Source organism: Porphyromonas levii, assembly GCF_018206105.1.
Classification (GTDB): domain Bacteria; phylum Bacteroidota; class Bacteroidia; order Bacteroidales; family Porphyromonadaceae; genus Porphyromonas_A; species Porphyromonas_A levii.
In genome coordinates, this window is record NZ_JADRGN010000009.1 from 1 (window position 1) to 18,995 (window position 18,995).

An 18,995-nucleotide genomic window follows, 5' to 3' on the forward strand; every position below is an offset into this window, starting at 1 on the left:
GTTCAATCCCCCTTTAGGGGGTTTGGGGGGCTTATCCCTTGCCTATGGGCTACCTTCTCGTTGTCGCTCCTCCCCATCATGGGATCCGTGACGAGCGCAAGCAGCCAAATTTATTCCTAGGAATAAATTTATTTATCTGTACAAATAAAAATATTTATCTCTAGGAATAAATATTTTTATTCCTAGAGATAAATTTGGGTGCTCGCCGTCGTAGCACTGCCTACGACGGCGAGCCCGCTTGGCTACTCAAGTAGTGGACAAAGGCGATGATGTAATTCGGTGAGTGCTCCCTTTGGCAACAAGATATGAGTCATAGCGTGTAAGCATAAGCTCCATGACCTAAGGCCTTTCCCCCGTCCCTTATGCTCTATCATCATCGTAAGGGCACTTAAATTTCAGCGCATAGTCATAAAGGAGACCATGGAAATGGCACTTTAGCCTATCGATTGTGCTATAATACCGATTTCAAACTATTTTTGTCCTAATTTGAGAATATGTATTGGTCATCTGAAAGAATTTATTTAGGTTTGCAACAGACATGGGGAATTAGCTCATCTGGCTAGAGCGCGACAATGGCATTGTCGAGGCGACCGGTTCGAGTCCGGTATTCTCCACCAACTAAATTTTATCTCTAAGAACACTAGTTTAAGATCATTGATTTTCCAGAAGGCTTCGAACCTGAGACAGGTTCGGAGCGTTCATTTTTTCCGTATAATACGACATCTTCCTTTTATAGATAATATAGATAAGAGAGGCTGGCATAGGTCTATCTAACCTACGCCAGCCTCTCTTATCTAGCTATGTATGTACCTCGGCTTACTTGAGAGCGCTCTGGAAGAAGCTCTGACTAGCGAAACGGGCAAACTCCCTATCCTTGAGGAAACGGGCTGCCATGCTAGGATTGAGCTGTACAGACTTGCGGATAGCCTCAGCCATCATAGCGGGTTGCGACGTACGTGCGCCGATGAGTGCCTGTAGGTAATAGCTGGTGGCATCTTTGTGATCGATGAGTTCGAACAGATCTGATGCACGGCTGTAGTCCTTATTGAGGATCTGAGCCAATACACCATTATTGGTAGCCACATCGTACAGTGCCTTAGCTGCCTCGGCATACTTACCCTGCTGCATGTACACCAAACCCATTGTCTCGCCCAGCTCTGGCACATTGGTTGCCTGACCGATAAGGGTCTCTGCCTCTGCGAGCTTGCCATCAAGAAGCTGTAGTAGCCCGAGGTTCATCTTCACCTCAGGAAGCTTGCTGATGGATGCTGCCTTATCGAAGTAGCTCTTAGCGGTATCGTAGTCACCTGCCTGATAGCTCAGCACACCGAGGTTGTTATACGCACGGGCATCGCTAGGGAACTGAGCTGTAGCTTGGGTATAGATACGACTCTTCTCTGCCACCTTATCCGTAAGGGTTGCGGAGTAGAGGAGCTCTTCCACATTGAGCTTACTTGGATTATTCTGAGATAGGTTCATAATCTCGTCGTCGCTCTTGCCGATAATCTCTACATTGGCGATAAGGCGTGAACGACGTAGCCTAGGCAGAATATCATCTGCCAACTGGCTGAATACAGAAGAGATATTCTTGATCTCGCGCTCGCGAGTCTCAGGGTCTTTGTACATAGAAAGCACCGAGAGGATAAGCTCTTTATCCTGGATGTTGGACTGCTCCACGAGCTTTTGGAAACCCTCCCAATCCTGAGCGGTATAGTATGCACTCATAGGCACATCCGCTTTGGCACGCTTCAGGTCGCGGGCAATCTGTGCGGAGGTATTCTTTTCGCGCTGAGCAGAGAGCTTTTCATTCAGCTCACGACCGCCATCGGGCGAAGCATAGGCTTGCACCTCCACATCCACCTTTTGGTTAGGCGTCATATCGGCACTCTCTACGATATCTTTCCACTCACGCACATCGGCAGAGTTGAGCTCCGAGCTACGTACATTAGCCTGCTGGATAAGGAAGTGGATATCGGCATCGTACTTCTCCTTGATAATCCTCTGGAAGATATCTGGGGCAATCGCTGGGGTAGCAAATTCTGCGCTAGCGAGTGCCTCGGTGGCAATCACGCCCTCGCCAATCTTGAGCACGGGGAGCGCCACTTGCTTACCATTGATACGTGCATCGAAGAGGAGCACTAGCTCGCTTTCGGACATCTCTGGCTTATACTTAAAGTCGGAGTACACTGTAACGGTCGTAGGAGTGCTATAAGCAATCGTCGTAGCATTGCCTCGGAGCTTCTCTCCTTGGAAGTTGTAGGTAGTACCCCAAGCCTCGCTCCTTGCATACTTGAGGACTGGCGTCACGCGTAGCTCAGCGTTCTTATTGAACCACTTAGCTGGGAAAGTGATGGTAATCGTTACCGGCACACGACCGCCCTGTAGTACAAGTGGCTGTGGATCGACCACTACTTGGCGAGCCTCCAGCGGTTTGAGCTTACCCGCACAAGAGCTTATCAGCGCCACGAAAGCAACAAATAGCGCACCAAATACGAGATGTTTGACCTTCATATAATCAATAATTTATAATAGTGAATAATATTCTGAAGCACAAAGATACATATTTTCATGGGCTCAGGAAGCCCTGATTACCTCTTGCACTAGCTCATAGACCATTTGCTTGAGCTCGGAGAGGAACTGACCGGGCTGATACTCGCCCTGATCTATCAATCGGAGCTTATACTCCCACTCTCCCGTAAGCTCTACACTCTTGAGCTGTTCATTGGTGATGGTGTGAATCAAGTCTATACCCAAGTCAGTGGGTATGACACTTTTCCCCTTGCGCTCTATGTAGCCGCGCTTGAAGAGTATCTCGATGATAGCGGCTCGGGTGGAAGGTCGTCCAATCCCCTTGCTCTTCATAGCTTCCCTCAGCTCCTCACTATCCACCATCTTTCCTGCCGTCTCCATGGCATTGAGGAGGGTGGCCTCGGTATACTGCTTAGGCGGATGGGTCTCTTTGGTCAGGAGATCGGGCTTATGCGGACCATGCTCTCCTTTGGCGAAAGTAGGCATCACCTGCTTGTCGGAGGGCTCTCCCTCCTCCTCACGCTCCTCTTCCTGATTTTGGTAGAGAGCCTTCCACCCTTCGGCGGTCACGACTCTACCTGTCGCCTTAAACTCTATCCCAGCCACGTCTGCCAAGACCGTGGTCTGCTCGTACTCCATGTCGGGGTAGAAGATAGCGAGAAAGCGGAGGACAATCATATTGTATATCTGTCCGTGCGATTGGTCGAGGAATCTTGGGAGCATCCCTGTAGGAATAATCGCATGGTGGTCGGTCACCTTGGAGCTATCGAAGTACTTCTTGAGCTTACGTAGCTTGCCCCCTTGGAGAAGCGGACTGCACTGCTGGGCATAGGCGGGATAGAGCTGCTGCACCGTAGGCAAGCAATTGTCGTAGACATCATCGGGCAGATAGGTGGTATCTACACGAGGATAAGTGACCAGCTTCTGTTCGTACAGCGTCTGCACGATTGCGAGAGTTTGCTCAGCGGTAAGACCAAACTTCTTATTCGCCTCTATCTGTAGGCTCGTAAGGTCGAAGAGCCTAGGCGCACCCTCTTTACCATTCTTCTTGGTTATCTTGGTGATGGTGAGCTCCTCTGAGGCTATCTTCGCAATTACCTCATTGGCCTCTGCCTCGGTGCTATAGCGACCTTTGGTGGAAGCGAATAGCACCTCCCTATAGAGCGTCTTAATCTCCCAATAAGGTTCGGGCACGAAGTCGCGAATCTCCTCGAACCGATCCACGAGTAGCGCAAGCGTGGGGGTCTGCACACGCCCTACGGAGAGCACCCTACGCTCACCGCTTTTTCGGTACTTGAGGGTATACAGACGGGTAGCATTGATCCCCAGCACCCAGTCGCCGATAGCGCGAGCAAGCCCTGCGTGGTAGAGGTTGACGTACTCGCTCTCGGGTTTAAGCTCCTGAAAGGCTTTCACAATGGCTTCATTGGTCATCGACGATAGCCACAAGCGCTTTACCGGCACCCTACACTCCGCCATCTGTAGTACCCAGCGCTGGATGAGCTCTCCCTCCTGCCCTGCATCGCCGCAATTGATCACCTCTGTAGCTTGGCTTACCAGTTGCTTGATGACCCCGAACTGCTGTTGTACCCCACTATCCTCCATTACCTTGATACCAAAGCGCTCCGGTATCATGGGCAAGTGTACCAAGCTCCACTGCTGCCAATGGGGGTAATAGTCACCTGGTTCCTTAAGTGTACAGAAGTGTCCATACGTCCAAGTGACCCAAAAGCCATTGCCCTCGAGATAACCTTGACGCTGTACATTCGCCCCTATCACCGCCCCTATATCACGGGCAACGGAGGGTTTCTCACAGATACAGAGAATCATTCTACTCTTCTACAAAGACACTAAGGACGGCAAGGACACAGACCATTAGTGTCCTTGCCGCCCTTAGTCCTATTGAATATCAGATACCCAATTGAGTGCGGATCTGCTGTACACGCTCTGCGCTCTTCACCCGAGCAGCATCAAGCTCCTCAAGGGTCTTTGGCTCGGAGTGTACCTCAATGTAGAACTTAATCTTAGGCTCCGTACCAGAAGGGCGGATAGATAGCTTGGTGCCATCGGCACAACGGTACTGGAGGACATTGCTCGTGGTAGGCATATCTAGTGTATAGGTATCGCCACTCTCTAGTAGCTTGCCCTCTAGTGTAGCATAGTCGAGAATCTCCACTACATTCGAACCAGCTAGCTTGGCAGGTGGGTTCTGACGGAAGTCACGCATCATCTGCTCTATCTCCTCTGCACCACTCTTACCTGGGCGGACGACCGACACATTTTGCTCTAGTGAGTAACCGTACTGTAGGTAGATCTTCTCTAGGAGCTCGTAGACACTCTGCCCCTTGTCCTTAGCCCATGCAGCTATCTCTGCGAAGATAAGGCAAGCGGTTACCGAGCACTTATCGCGTACGAAGTCGCTCCACAGGTAACCATAGCTCTCCTCTCCTCCACCGAGGTACTCTTTCTTGCCCTCATTCTTACGGATAACATCGGCTATCCACTTGAAACCAGTGTAAGTATCGTAGAGCTCGATATTATTGCGCTTAGCAATAGCAGCGATGAGGTCAGTGGTCACAATCGTCTTGACCAAGTACTGGTTAGGCTTGAGGTTGTCTGACTCACGGCGCTTCTCTATCGCATAGTAGGCGTAGAGCAGACAAGTCTGATTACCATTGAGTAGCACCCAATTGCCTTCTTTATCCTTTACTGCGGTACCTATACGGTCGCCATCAGGGTCTGTTGCCATCACAATATCGGCATCGATAGCCTTCGCTTGGTCTATCGCCATCTTGAGGGCAGCAGGATCCTCGGGGTTAGGAGAAACCACGGTAGGGAAGTCTCCACTCACGAGCATCTGCGCCTCTACAGGGTGGACATTCTCGAAACCAGCCTCCTTAAGGGTGCGTGGTAATACCTGACCACTGGTACCATGTAGTGGGGTGAAGACTATCTTGAGTTGACTCTGGCGCTTGATAACCTCAGGGGAGAGACGCTTAGCAAGCGCATCGGAGATAAACTTATCGTCCATATCCTTACCGAGCATCGTAATCAGCTCTGCAGGACCATCGAACTTGATTTCGTCTACCGAACGAATCGCATTGACCTCCGAAATAACATTACGATCGTGTGGCGCAATCATCTGAGCGCCATCGCTCCAATAGGCCTTGAAGCCATTGTACTCCTTAGGATTGTGCGAAGCCGTAAGCATCACACCACTCTGGCAACCTAGGGTACGGATGGCATACGATACCATAGGCGTGGGGCGGAGTGCCTCGAAGAGATACACCTTGATACCATTGGCGGCGAAGATGCCTGCCACCATACGAGAGAATTCCGAACTGTGGTGGCGGCAGTCATAGCCAATCACCACCTTAATCTCCTGTTCAGAGCCAAACTCCTTGAGCAGATAATTGGCAAGCCCTTGGGCTGCTGTGCCCACGGTGTACCTATTCATGCGGTTGGTACCAGCCCCCATGATACCACGCAGACCACCTGTACCGAACTCTAGATCCTTGTAAAATGCATCTACCAACTGTGTCGTATCCGAATTATCCAGAAGCGCCTGCACCTCTTGGCGAGTTGCCTCATCATACTGAGAGGTAGTCCAATTCTCAGCCTTTGCCCTAATCGTTTTCAATAAATCTTCTGTCGCCATACCTTTATTTTTAGTGTATATACGTTATCCATCTGTGATATGCAAACTTACAAAAAAATAGGAAACCTACCCCCCTACCTAGCCCCTCAGCCCCCCCAACCCCCTAAAGGGGGCTTCCCCATTGCTCATCTAGCTACCTGAGGTTCAAGCCCCCTTTAGGGGGTTGGGGGGCTGAGGGGCTAGATAGGGGGTTTGGGGGCTAGAGGAGTTTTGAAGGCGGAGGGAATTGAGCACGACGCAGACCGAGCTAAACGCCATGGCAGCAGCGGCAATCATAGGGCTCACAAATAGGTTGGGATAGAAGACTCCTGCGGCAATAGGTACGGCTAGGAGGTTGTACACAAATGCCCAGAAGAAGTTTTGGTGAATAATTCGCACGGTCTTGCGAGACAACCGTATGGCGCGCTCTAGAGCATAGGGCGAACCGCCTATAACAGTAACTTGGGAGACGCTATTGGCGATATCGCTACCGCTACTCATGGCGATACTGAGGTCGGCAGTGGCAAGCGCGGGCGAATCGTTGATACCATCGCCTACCATGGCTACCACCTTGCCTTGCTGCTGAAGTGCCTCGATGTAGCTTTTCTTATCCAGTGGGGATAGTCCGCCACGCACCTCAGCAATACCTAGCTCCTGGCCAAGGGCTTGAGCCCGTTCGAGTCGGTCGCCAGAAAGGAGATGGATGGTAGCACCAGTCTCTCGGTGCAACTGTTGCAAGGCTTCCCTACTATCGGGGCGCACCTTATCCTCCACTACGAGGAGCGCAAGGAGCTGTTCGCCCTTGGTGTAGTACACAAAGGTGGCAAGGGGGTGCGCCTCCTCGAGAGGGTGTGCTTCGGGGAGGGTAGCAGGGCGCTTATTACCCACAAAATAGGAGTCACCTTGGTATTCAAAGCGAAGCCCTACGCCCGCCACTTCCTCCACATGCTGTGGCTCAGCAGTATGCTGCATCATACTGAACCTCGAGAGGATAGCGGCTGCAAGGGGATGACTAGACTGCAGTTCCGCACGCACGAGGAGCGCCTCTTGCTCTTGGCTCATATCGCCAGCATAGGCAATCACTTCGGAAGTACCCTCCGTGAGGGTACCGGTCTTATCGTAGACGATATCGGAGACCTTCGCAAGGCGTTCGAGCGCCACGGCATCGCGTATGAGCAAGCCTTCCTTTGAGGCTTTGCCCATAGCCACAGTAATGGCAGTAGGGGTAGCCAGTCCGAGTGCACAAGGGCAGGCGATACAGAGCACGCTGATGGCGAAGTAGATACCGTGGAGCCAAGGCTGCTCTATGCCACCCACGCCCCACGCCACGAGGGTAAATAGTGCGATAGCAAGGATAAAGGGGACAAATACGCCCGACACCTTATCCGCAATACGCTGGATAGGGGCCTTGGAGGCTTGTGCCTGTCGTACGGCATCTATAATGCGCCCTAGGAGAGTGGCACTACCCACCTTGGTAGCTTGTAGGGTGGTGACTGCTCCTACCGATACGGTACCAGAGAAGACCTCACTACCGCTCTCTTTGTTCACTGGCAGAGGTTCGCCTGTGATACTACTTTCGTCGAAGGTCCCATGCTCCTGGAGAAGCCCATCTACAGGTACTCGGTCGCCCTTGCGCAGGCGGATATAATCGCCTATCTGTATCTCGTCCACATGAAGCTCTACCCACTCATCGCCCCTTCGTACCAGTGCCGTCTCGGGGGTCAATGCCATAAGATTGCGGAGTGCGTCATTGGTCTTGTACTTGGCACGCTCTTCTATATACTTACCCAGCAATACAAAGCTCATAACCATGCCCACGACATCGAAGTAACTATTACCAAAGAGACCACCCTCCTCTATAGTGCCCAAGATGGTGTAGCGAATAAGGCTGAAGAAGTAGGCAACACTTACGCTCATACTGATGAGGGTATCCATGCTGAATGTGAGGTGGGTGAGCTGCTTGAGCGCCCGCTTGTGGTAGCCCCCAGCGGAGTAAAACATAATGACGGTGGCAAGGATGAGCATCACCAAGTGTGTGAGGCGCTCGGGCACCCCTAGGTGCGACACCGCCATCATAACAATGGTAAGAAGCACGGTGACAATGAGCCTGGTGCGGACATGCGAAAGCTCGGCACGCTCCCGCTCGGTCCTCAGTGCCTCCCGCACCTCGGTGCGCTCCTCTATGAGCATATCGTAGCCAAGGCTTCGTACCTCGTCACGCAACTGCTCGGGCGAGGTCTTGCGCTCGTCGTAGGTGATTACCGTGCGCCCCTCTAGGAGGTGCACCTCTGCATTCGATACGCCTTTAGCTTTGTTGAGTTGGGATTGGACAGCTGCGACACAACCAGCACAGCTCATGCCCGTCACGGTGAATATCTTTTTTTCCATCTCTTTACGATTAGTATAGTATCCATGCGAGGGACTCCCCCCTAGCCTATTGGTGTTGGGGCTCAAGGTCTCCTCCTTATAATAAACCTCCTTTCCCCACTATTTGTTTGCCCTCCCCCTACTGAGAGTACCAAAAAAGGAGGTGCACCTTTCGGCACACCTCCTTATATGTAAAACGCTTCTATTAGCCCTTACTGTGGGTTTTGCTTACAGAGCTTATTACCCTTCAATTCCTGGTAAGGGATCAAGAATTGCCATACCTTATCATTGGCATCCTTAGGCATAGCCTCAGCATTCTTACCAGAGTTACGATCTCTAAACTTTGCAGCCGCAACTTCAGTCATATATTTATCATTGCCCGCAGCTAGACGATTAGGCACCTCACCAAGGCGCTTGATATCGAAGAACTCCTGACCTTCAAAATACATATCGATCCTCTTATTACGCATAATCTCTTTCGCTAGATCCTCGGCTGACAACTTAGTATCAGCTACATACTCTGGGTCACGAGACTTCATCACTGTATTGAGAGTAGCAGCAGCCTCTGCTACCTTTCCTTGGCGAGCCTGTGCTTCAGCCTTGATGTAGTACATTTCACCTAGGCGCATCATCACATGATCCATAAAGGTGAAACCGAGCGTCTTCACTCCAAACTTAATGCACTGACCAGTAGTTTCCCAATTTGGCTTCTTTGTACCACCCTTAAAGTAGTTGGCTGAACCAGTAGCTGGGATCTTATCGCCTCGGTCAAGGGCAACGAACCACTTACGACGCACATCCTTTTCGCCCATCTTATCGTAATAAGAACGATTAACGGCAAACCTCAACGAACTTACTTTGTTACTATTGAAGTTATAAGAATAGTGGGCAGCATAACCAGCATAATAATTATTTTGATCCGTTGCTTGGGTATAGCCCCACATCCACTCGGTAGCATCAAGATTATTGAAGTCGTCTAGAAGCGCTTGGCCTGACTGTAGCTTACCCTTGAATGTTTGGATTGCCTTTCCAGCATATGCTTCAGCCTTAGCATAGTCCTGCATCATCAGATAAATACGAGCAGCAATACCATAAGCCGTTGGGATCGTAATACGATTCTTCTTGGTCTGAGGAGTGCCTTTCTCTAGGTCTGAAATACCTTCCTCAATATCCTTGACAATCTGAGCATAGCACTCTGCTACACTAGCTCTAGGCATAGGATCGATAGTTGGGAGAAGTCGTAGGATAACACCTGGAGTATCGTTAGAGGTCCCAGGAACATATCTCTGACCAAAAAGAGAAGTAAGCACATTATAGCAATAAGCTCTAACTACCTTAGCTTCACCACGTAGTGCCTGAAGTGTTTTAGACTCAATAGTTTTGCTATCTTCTGCCGTCATTTTGAGCAAAGTATTACAGTGCTGAATCACAGTGTAGTGATAGTCCCATGCATAGTAGGGGAGTGTCCCATGAGGGTCTCTGTGTTCAGTCCAGCGATAATTATTCATGTAAATAGCGGGCAGAGAATTAACAACAGTATTACCCAAGAAGTCCAACTGTGTACTCAGCGATAGAGCACCGTTGCCAAAGCCCTGACCAAAGCTATACATGTAAAACATGTTGTGGATACCATTCGTCACTCCTGTGATACCCTCTTTGCTCTGAGCGAGTCTCTTATCTGATAGAGAAGAGGATGGCTCAGTATTCAGGAAATCTTTACGGCATCCTGCTGCAGCTCCAGCTAATATGAGGAGAGACAATAATCCTATAATTTTCTTTTTCATAATTACCTGTATTGCTAATTAAAATGAGATACTTAGGCTAGCACTAAATACTTTAGCATAGTCATAAGATGTATTTGAAGAAATTCCAGAGTAGCCCGACATAGGATTGAGACCCTTTCTCTTGCTCCATAGGAATAGGTTCTCAGCTGAGATACCGATACGAGCGCTCTTCAAATCGAGCTTATTTACGAAGCTCTTTGGCAGTGTATAGCCTAGGCTGATATTCTTAAGCATCAAGCTGCTACCAGAAATCAAGTAGCGGTCAGAAGTAAGATTATCATAGTTGGTACTCGTAGAATCAAGGCGAGGGATATTACTAGTGTCTCCAGGTTGTTTCCAAGCATTGAGCATATCTACGTGGAAGGTTCGTCCTGCACTGAGTCGACGACCCATAAGTTCCTGATAAGCTGAATCGTATACCTTTCCACCTAGCTGGTATGCGAAGAGGACAGAGAAGTCTAAGTTCTTATAGCTTAGTTCTGTAGAGAAACCACCATAGAGATCTGGAATTACAGAGCCTGCATAGTGTTTCTTAACGTACTTACCATTCTTAGTCCAAGTAGCCTTATCGCCCTCCTTTGCCATACCGATAAAGTCTGGGTTCTTAGGATCAGCCAATTCGCCTGCCTGCTCTGGGTCTAGGCGATAGATAGCAAGTCCGTCATCAGGATCTACACCAATAAACTCGTTAAGATAGAAGTCGTACATGCTCTTACCTTCCATCCACTTCTTGGTACCCTGCTCTATACCGTCTTCTCTATTCTCCTCTGGCAGTCTTACGATAAGGTTCTTGTAAGCAGTACCATTGAGAGATACACTCCAATCCCAATCGTTAGTGCGTAGGATATTGTAGTTAAGGTCAAACTCCAGACCATAGTTACGAATCTTACCAAGGTTCATGTCCATAGAACCAACACCAGTAGATGCTGGTAGTGGGAATTCGAATAGAAGATCATCTGACTCCTTATTGAAGAACTCTATGGTACCTCTTAGTTTCCTAAAGACACTAAACTCTAGAGCCAAGTCATAAGCGGTCTGCTTCTCCCATATTAGATCCATATTACCAAGGTTGGATACACGGAAACCGATATCATCGTAGTTATTAGAACCGAAGCCGAATAGTGTTTGATATGCATAGTAGGTACTGATGGCATCATTACCAGTCTGACCGATTGAAGCTCTTAGCTTCAGAATATCTAGCCAATCCTTAGTGCTTGTCATGAACTTCTCATTGGCAATATTCCAACCCGCACCTACAGACCAGAAGTGACCCCAACGCTTATTAGGTGCAAATACTGAAGAGCCATCGTAGCGGTAAGATAGAGAGACATTGTAACGATCACTATAGTCGTAATTGATACGACCGAAGTAACCTTCCTTGCGATAGTTGCTAGAAGAAGAACTAATATCACTCATGTTAGCTAAGTTGCTCATCTCGTCCATGCCCAAGATAGCCATCTTCTCCTTCTCAGCACTAAATGACTCTTTCATATACATATAAGCCTCATGACCAAGTATGGTATTGAGGTGATGGTCGCCCCAAATCTTGTTGTACTCAAGAATCTGGTTGAAAGTCACAGTCGTATACCTGCTATTACCGATCTTGAGATTACCCTGAGGTTGGTTACCCATGATATTATTGTAGCGGCTCTTAGACTTGTAGTTTAGCAAATCATAGCCGAGGTTGGTACGGAAAGTTAGTCCATCATATAGCTTAACAGCTGCAGTAGTACGAGTGGTAATTGCATCACGGTCACTGTAAGACTTATCAATCATCTGCTCATAGGCAGGATTGAATCGGTCTGCATAAGGTCTACCCAAGCTATAATCAAATACCTTCGCCCCATTTCCATCTAGCACAAATGATCCGTCCGCATTGTGGCGATAGATAGGGTAGATAGGAGCAATTCTATTTGCCCAAGAGAATGGATTAGAGGCAGCACTACCACTTACTTTGGGAGACTCGCTGTGTCCCTTGGTAATAGAGATATTAGAACCTACTGTAAGCCATTTGGTGATATCATAAGAAAGATTTGCACGAGCTGAGAAGCGGTTCATAGAAGTGTACTTCTTATAACCCTCCTCACTGAGGTAACCCAAAGAAATGAAGCTCCTCATCTTCTCGGTATTAAGCCCCCCACTAAGTACATACTCCTGGCGTAGACCTGTACGAAAAAATGCTTTCTCCCAATTGGTATCATCCGCCCAAAGAAGACCTGTAATCTCTGGGTTTAGGGTGCCATTAGGCATTACGAGTAATGGTGCATCGGCAGATGCACCATCATTAGTAGTAACAAAATGATCCTTCTCATACTTAAGGTAAGTCTTTACTCCGGCATAGGGCTGGTACTTCATATCATCCATCAGATAGTAATTAGCCCATTGTGCAGCTAATTCTGTTGGCATCCCTTTCGTGTACTTATACTCATTGAACCACTGCTGCCATAGGAGAGGAGCGTACTGCATTGCATTAACGGTCTCGTAGTTGGCTGCACCCTTTACACTACCACCTACATTAGTCGTGAAAGTAAAGCTAGGCTTGCCCTTGTCGGCACGAGACCCATTCTTAGTAGTGATAAGGATAACACCATTACCTGCACTCGATCCATAAAGAGCTGTGGAAGCCGCATCCTTAAGGATACTCACGCTCTGGATATCCTGAGTAGCGATATCCGAGATATTACCATTATAAACTGATCCATCAACTACAAATAGAGGCGCTGAAGAGGCATTTGCCGAACCAAAACCACGAATACGGATAGAGGTAGAAGAACCTGGCTGTCCGGAAGAAGTGATGGTCTGCACACCTGGTGCGGCTGCCGCTAGTGCGTTAGACACGTTGGTGATTGGGCGCTTCTCTATCTGCCTAGCTGAGACAGAGGCCTGAGCACCGACGAGCGATTGCTTCTTCACGGTACCATAAGCCACTACGACAACATCGTCAAGCACCTCAGAGTCGGGTGTAAGCTTGATAGTACCCATAGCTGCCTTAGCTGCTACCTCCACCTCTTTGTACCCGACATAGGAGATGATGATGATCTCACCTTGCTTAGCCTCTAGCGAGAAGTTACCATCCATGTCGGTGAAGGTGCCTTTCTTAGCATCGCTCTTCAGGCGAACGGTAGCAGAGATAGCTCCGTCGCCATTTTCATCGACAACTCGCCCCTTTGCTGTAATCGTCTGCCCTAGCGCAGTCCCTACTCCGATAAGTAGGAAAGTGATAAGCATCAGAATCTTTTGTTTCATACTTAAACGTTAGTTAGTTAAATTGTAGATGGCACGCTCTTCCTCTATATACCGCAATAAATAGTGTAGAGTAGTGCTAAGTGCCGCCTACTGTTAAAATGTATTGATTAAAATCGTTGCGACCACAAATATATACTAATTTTTTGAGTTCGCCACTCATACGCCAAAGAAAACTAGAATTTACCTTACCGTAGCCCCCAAACCCCCTAAAGGGGGCTTGAACGTCAGGCAGCTAGATGAGCAATGGGGAAGCCCCCTTTAGGGGGTTGGGGGGCTAGAGGGGGTTTGGGGGCTTATATCTCTCCTATGATTGGGATAGCTAATACGGTTCCACTGATACCCTATATCAGCGAAATTTATTCCTAGGAATAAATTTATTTATCTGTACAAATAAATTTATTTATCTCTAGGAATAAATTTGGTTGCTCAGGCGAGACAAAAAGAGCGCTAGCACAATTAAAATTGGCTAAAACATAGTCTATAGGTTTGGGGACTTAAGAGAGCGCACAAAAAAGTGAGTGGAGTAGCCTCACTAAGAGGCTTACCCCACTCACCATCCGATTGTTTAAACAAACAATATCTAATATTACTCGTCAGAGAATAGACGAACCGAATAGCGATAAGACTTACTATTCCAGTAGTAGCACGTATAAGCTCCTCCTGAAGAGAAATCCATAGCCCTTGAGGTGCCAGAATTATACTCTGTAGATGACCAGAAGTAACCATTCTTCCCTGCATTGGTCCTCTTTTCATCATCTGCATAATAGAAGAAACCTGAAGCGGGAAAGATTTTCACAATGTCTTCATCATTATTATTAGCCCACCACTTTGGATCAGCAATTGTCTCTACAGTAAGCTCCTCATTTGTTCCTCCTAGGCGACGCACCGTAATTCGAAGCATCTTCTGAGGAGCCTTTTTTGTTCCAGGCAACAAAGGGTTATCTACGTACTCATACCTCCAGGCACTTTTTTGACTCGCATCATCACTCTTGAAGCGTAGTCCGTAAGCGACGCCGTCTCCTGTTGAAATATAGTCTGCCTTGTAAGTCTTTTTTGTGCCAGCAATCTCAATCTCCTCAGAAACATCTTTGCTACTTATTTGCTCATCGAATTTAACTCCATTGCTTCTATAATCTGGAACGATGCCCCTAAATTCCTCAATGGAGGGGAGGTGGTAGCCAATACCGTTGACCATGAACCCCTTGCCAACACCAAACTTTTCCATAGCCTTTCTATAATTAAAAAGCCCTGATATGGAGTTACTATGGCTAGTGACAAAACCTATCCCCTCACTATTAATATTGTAGTCTGCTACATACTCTATAGCCAACTTGGGGCCTGTTGAACTGCTTTTCTTAACCATGATCGTACAAGTAGCTTTCTGCGCGCCATCATTAGTGGTAGCTGTGATGATAGCGGTACCAGCGGCTACAGCCGTTACTACGCCATGACCATCTACGATTGCTACTTCGGTCTTATCAGAAGTCCATTTTATTGACTTATCTGTAGCGTTTTCAGGAAGTACGACTGCCTTAAGGGTGACAGTGCCATTAGGCTTGAGCTGTACGGTGACAGGCTCGACGGATATACTCTTGACTGCGACCTTACCCTTTTTAGCAATGACAAAGGTCTTGCCATTCCACTTGATGGTGATGGTGTCTTCTGTCTCAGTGATATTGAGGTCAATCTTAGCATCGGAGCCGACCGCCTTCACTGGCTTGCCATCTTTATCCAAAATCTTTTGCCATGTCTTACCACCGTCGGTACTCATCTCCCATTCGCCATTACGATTCACCCTAATCTTAGGGGTCACGCCAGGAGCACCATCCTTGCCCTTTGCTTGGATGGGCTTCCCATCTGCATCCTTAAGGATCTCACCATTGATAGCCCAATAGAGCACACCATCCTTCTCTACGACACTTATATTAGGCATTACGCCATCGCCCCCATTTTTGAGGGTGAGCTTAGAGCCGTCCGACATGGTAAGCACGTACCCCGAACCATCTTCGAGGGGCTGGTAACTTACGACAGAGAGTTTGCCTGCCTCAGCATCTATGAGCTTCTGAAGTGTAGCGATAGAGTTGTTAGCATTGCTCACAAGCGTCTCTAGCCCTTTAATTCTCTCCTCATGCTTATTGAGGCGTTCATTTACCTCGTCTAGGTTCACGCAGGAAGCGAATAGAAGAGGTATGATAAATAGTAGTGATATTAGCTTTTTCATATTGTTTTGTGTAGATTTAGTTACTAAATTCTATCTTAAAAAGTCGTATAGAACGGCTATCTATCTTCTTTGCTCCATCATTTGAAGATGCATCTCTTGGACCAATTAGCACGCGACGAGCCATCTCCCAATCATGCTCCGTACTTGCCCAATAACTTCCCCATACATTTGCAGTCTGTATCTCTCCGCTGTCAAATAACTTATATCCAGCACAAGGGAATACTCGCACGATATTTTGATCATTATCAGTAGACCAATACTCCGACTTCGCGATATCTTCGATAGTTACACCGGTCTGCTCTGGTCCTAGGTAGCGGGCAGTAATGATGAGCGCCTTCCCTACGCCGTCGGGGTTCGCAGTGTACTCAAATCGGTAAGCACTGCGGATAAGATCGCCATCACCTTTGAAGCGAATAGCATAGGCTACGTTATTGCCGGGGAACTTATAATCGCCCCTGAGGCTTCTTGTCTTGCCTTGGAATTCGAAGGTCTCATTCTGGTCTAAGACATCATCCTTCTCGATAAAGTAGACATTCCTAAATGGGATCACTGCTGACCACTCATACATGGACGGGAGGTAGTACCCCTGACCCTCAAGCTTAAACCTAGCTTCCTTCTTATAGAGCTTCATAGCATGATCCCAGTCGAAGTAGCCACTTTTGTTATTGGCATGAGAGGTTACGAACCCTGTACCTGCATCGTTCATATTGTACTCAGCTACAAACTCAATAGGAAGCTTAGCTTGGGAAACAACACCCGACTGTACCACAACAATGGCTTCGCCCCTCACGTCGCCACGCTTGGAGGTAGCGGTGATGGTTACCTTACCGACGGCAACACCCGTGACTACACCCTCTTGGCTCACTGTAGCGATAGCATCACTACTGCTCTTCCATACCATCTCCTTCTCGGTAGTGTTGGCTGGATTGAGGATAGGCTTGAGTGTAAGTGTCTTGCCCGGAGCTAGCGTGTAAGTAGCTGGGTCGAAGCTAATACCAACGATCGGAATGGTATCGCTCTTAGGGAGCACAAATGTATTGCCGTTGTAGTGGATGATGATGCTATCATCGGTCTCCTCGATAGAAAAGTCTACCTTAGGCGTTTCGCCCTTTGCTGGGATAGGCTGTCCTTGATCATCGAGGATAAGGGTATAGGTTTTACCTCCGTCGAGGCTTACCTCCCAAAAACCATCGGCATTCACCTGTAGCATTGGCGTAGCACCAGCCTCGCCATCCTGCCCTTCGGCTACAATCATCTTGCCATCGGCATCCGTCATAAACTCTCCATTGATAGTCCAATATAGGACACCATCGCTATAGCGCTTCACACCTACGACAGGGGTTGTCCCATCCTTGGTATTGCCGATAATCATAGTGGTGCCGTCGCTCATGGTGAGGATATACCCCTTCCCGTCGGCAGCCTTTCGATAGCCTACGATCTTCACCTTCGTCTTTTCGGCATCTATCAGTTTCTGGATCCTTTGGACGTCGTCGTTGACCACCTTGACTACCTTGTCCAACTCATTGAGCCTGCGCTCATGGTCATCAAGACTCTTATAGATAGAGTCTAGGTTAGTACACCCCCCAATTAGAAAGAGAGGGATGAACCATAGCATGAAATTCCTGATATTCTTCATAATTCGCATTAGTTATTGGTAAATAATCTTACTGTGATACAAAAACTCTTTATATGAGCATAGTCAGAATAGGAGAAAAAGTCACTAAAAATCATAAACTTCGCTAAATTACCCTCCTCACTACTAGACCAATAATGACCGTATTCGTTGTAGAATAAATAACTGTCAATTACTCTGTTGAGGTAACCCGCAGCAGGAAAGCGACGTACAATGTCATTGCTATTGTTATTTTGCCAGTAACTCTCCTTAGAAATATCGTCTAGCTTGATAGGTGTTTTCACTCCCACGAGTGATCGTACGGTAATTTCGAGCATTTTCTCTCCTGCTCCAGCTGGGTTATCCTTAAACTGGTAGCGCCAAGCACTCTTTTGGGAGTTACTATCTTTGAATCTAATGGCATAGGCTATACCCTGTCCTAGAAACCTATAGTCGCATGTAAGTTCCTGAATCTGACCGCCGATACTAACGGTTTCCTTGCTGTCTAGTCTGTCCGAGTTGGGCATCCCAAGGTAGACATACTCCTTAGGGATAATAGAGCACCACTCTTCGTAGCTTGGCAAGTGGTAGCCTACATTATTGACCTTAAAGTTCTTTTCTCGGCTGAAGCGCTCCATAGCCTCATCCCATGTATAGTAGCCACTACTCTTCCCTAGATGAGTCTTTACAAAGCCATTCCCCTCGGGATTGACATTATACTCAGTAACGTATTCTAGAGCCAACTTCTGTGCTGCACCCCTTACACGTACTGTAGCGGTAGCTCGCACCTTGACATCGGCTTTGGATACCACAGAGATGATAGCGGTACCTACGGCATGCGCAGTGACTACGCCATCCTTTACGGTAACTATCTTCTCGTTGTCCGATGTCCAAGTCACCTCCTTATTGGTTGTATTGGCTGGCTCAAACTTAAGAGTGAAAGACATAGTAGCACCTACCTCCAGCACCATTTCCTTTGGTGTTAGCGTAATACTGGTAGGCTTAGCCATCCCTGAGTGAGGAATCTTGTAGGTCTTACCATTGTACACGATGATCACATAGGTGTCATCGCTCTCGATAGAGAGATTGGTATTGTCCGACGAACCTACAGCCAATACAGGCTTGCCCTCCTCATCCAGCACAGGCGTCCAGTTAGCACCATTGTCGTAGCTTACCTCCCATTGCTTCTTCCTATTGATTCGCAGTTTAGGAGTGACGCCAGCCTTGCCATCACTTCCCTTAGCTATGACTCTATTGCCGGCGGCATCTAAAAGATAGTTGTCGTTGAGTGTCCAATAGAAGACTCCATTGTCCTCCTTGACACCTATGGCAGGTACCAGCGCATCCTTGCCATTCTTCAGCGTAATTTTACTACCATCCGACATGGTGAGTACATAGCCAGAACCATCCTTTAGAGGCTCATAGCTACTAATCGTATTTTGCTGACCAACCTTTACCAGCAGCGCCTGCAGAGCAGCCGTGTTGTCGTTGCCTTGCTTCACCAATTGCTCGAGAGCCTTGATGCGTTTTTCATGATCGTTTACTCTGCCATTGACCTCATCCAAGTTGGTACAGGATGATAGCATAAATAAGATCATT

9 protein-coding genes and 1 tRNA gene are annotated in these 18,995 nt (G+C 48.0%); 1 reads left to right on the forward strand and 9 read right to left on the reverse strand.

Features of this window, described 5'->3' with window-relative positions; genetic code table 11:
- Positions 1–540 precede the first annotated feature (540 nt).
- Positions 541–617 (forward strand) — tRNA-Ala (locus IX315_RS03150).
- 199 nt (positions 618–816) lie between these two features.
- Here IX315_RS03150 and IX315_RS03155 read toward each other — a convergent pair.
- From IX315_RS03155 to IX315_RS03195, 9 genes are all read right to left on the reverse strand, one after another.
- The gene (locus tag IX315_RS03155) at positions 817–2,511 is read right to left on the reverse strand and encodes a tetratricopeptide repeat protein (RefSeq protein ID WP_211837146.1); all 1,695 of its coding nucleotides are present in this window, start codon (positions 2,509–2,511) and stop codon (positions 817–819) included.
- A 63-nt stretch (positions 2,512–2,574) separates the two neighbouring features.
- Complete coding sequence (locus IX315_RS03160; protein WP_134849218.1) at positions 2,575–4,359, reverse strand: DNA topoisomerase 3; 1,785 nt, start codon at positions 4,357–4,359, stop codon at positions 2,575–2,577.
- Positions 4,360–4,438: 79 nt separating this feature from the next.
- A complete protein-coding gene (locus IX315_RS03165) occupies positions 4,439–6,187 on the reverse strand; it encodes a phospho-sugar mutase (RefSeq protein ID WP_211837147.1) in 1,749 nt (582 codons plus the stop codon).
- A 144-nt stretch (positions 6,188–6,331) separates the two neighbouring features.
- Complete coding sequence (locus tag IX315_RS03170) at positions 6,332–8,554, reverse strand: heavy metal translocating P-type ATPase (RefSeq protein WP_211837148.1); 2,223 nt, start codon at positions 8,552–8,554, stop codon at positions 6,332–6,334.
- 191 nt (positions 8,555–8,745) lie between these two features.
- Positions 8,746–10,317 carry a RagB/SusD family nutrient uptake outer membrane protein gene (locus tag IX315_RS03175; RefSeq protein WP_211837149.1) on the reverse strand — a complete coding sequence of 524 codons (1,572 nt, stop codon included), beginning with the start codon at positions 10,315–10,317 and terminating at the stop codon, positions 8,746–8,748.
- 18 nt (positions 10,318–10,335) lie between these two features.
- Positions 10,336–13,563, reverse strand: coding sequence for a SusC/RagA family TonB-linked outer membrane protein (locus IX315_RS03180; protein WP_244973077.1), 3,228 nt, complete (start codon positions 13,561–13,563; stop codon positions 10,336–10,338).
- Positions 13,564–14,149: 586 nt separating this feature from the next.
- A complete protein-coding gene (locus IX315_RS03185) occupies positions 14,150–15,784 on the reverse strand; it encodes a PL29 family lyase N-terminal domain-containing protein (protein WP_211837150.1) in 1,635 nt (544 codons plus the stop codon).
- Positions 15,785–15,800: 16 nt separating this feature from the next.
- Positions 15,801–17,420, reverse strand: coding sequence for a PL29 family lyase N-terminal domain-containing protein (locus IX315_RS03190; protein WP_167620624.1), 1,620 nt, complete (start codon positions 17,418–17,420; stop codon positions 15,801–15,803).
- Positions 17,421–17,428: 8 nt separating this feature from the next.
- A complete protein-coding gene (locus tag IX315_RS03195) occupies positions 17,429–18,982 on the reverse strand; it encodes a PL29 family lyase N-terminal domain-containing protein (RefSeq protein ID WP_211837151.1) in 1,554 nt (517 codons plus the stop codon).
- Between the last annotated feature and the right edge of the window lie 13 nt (positions 18,983–18,995).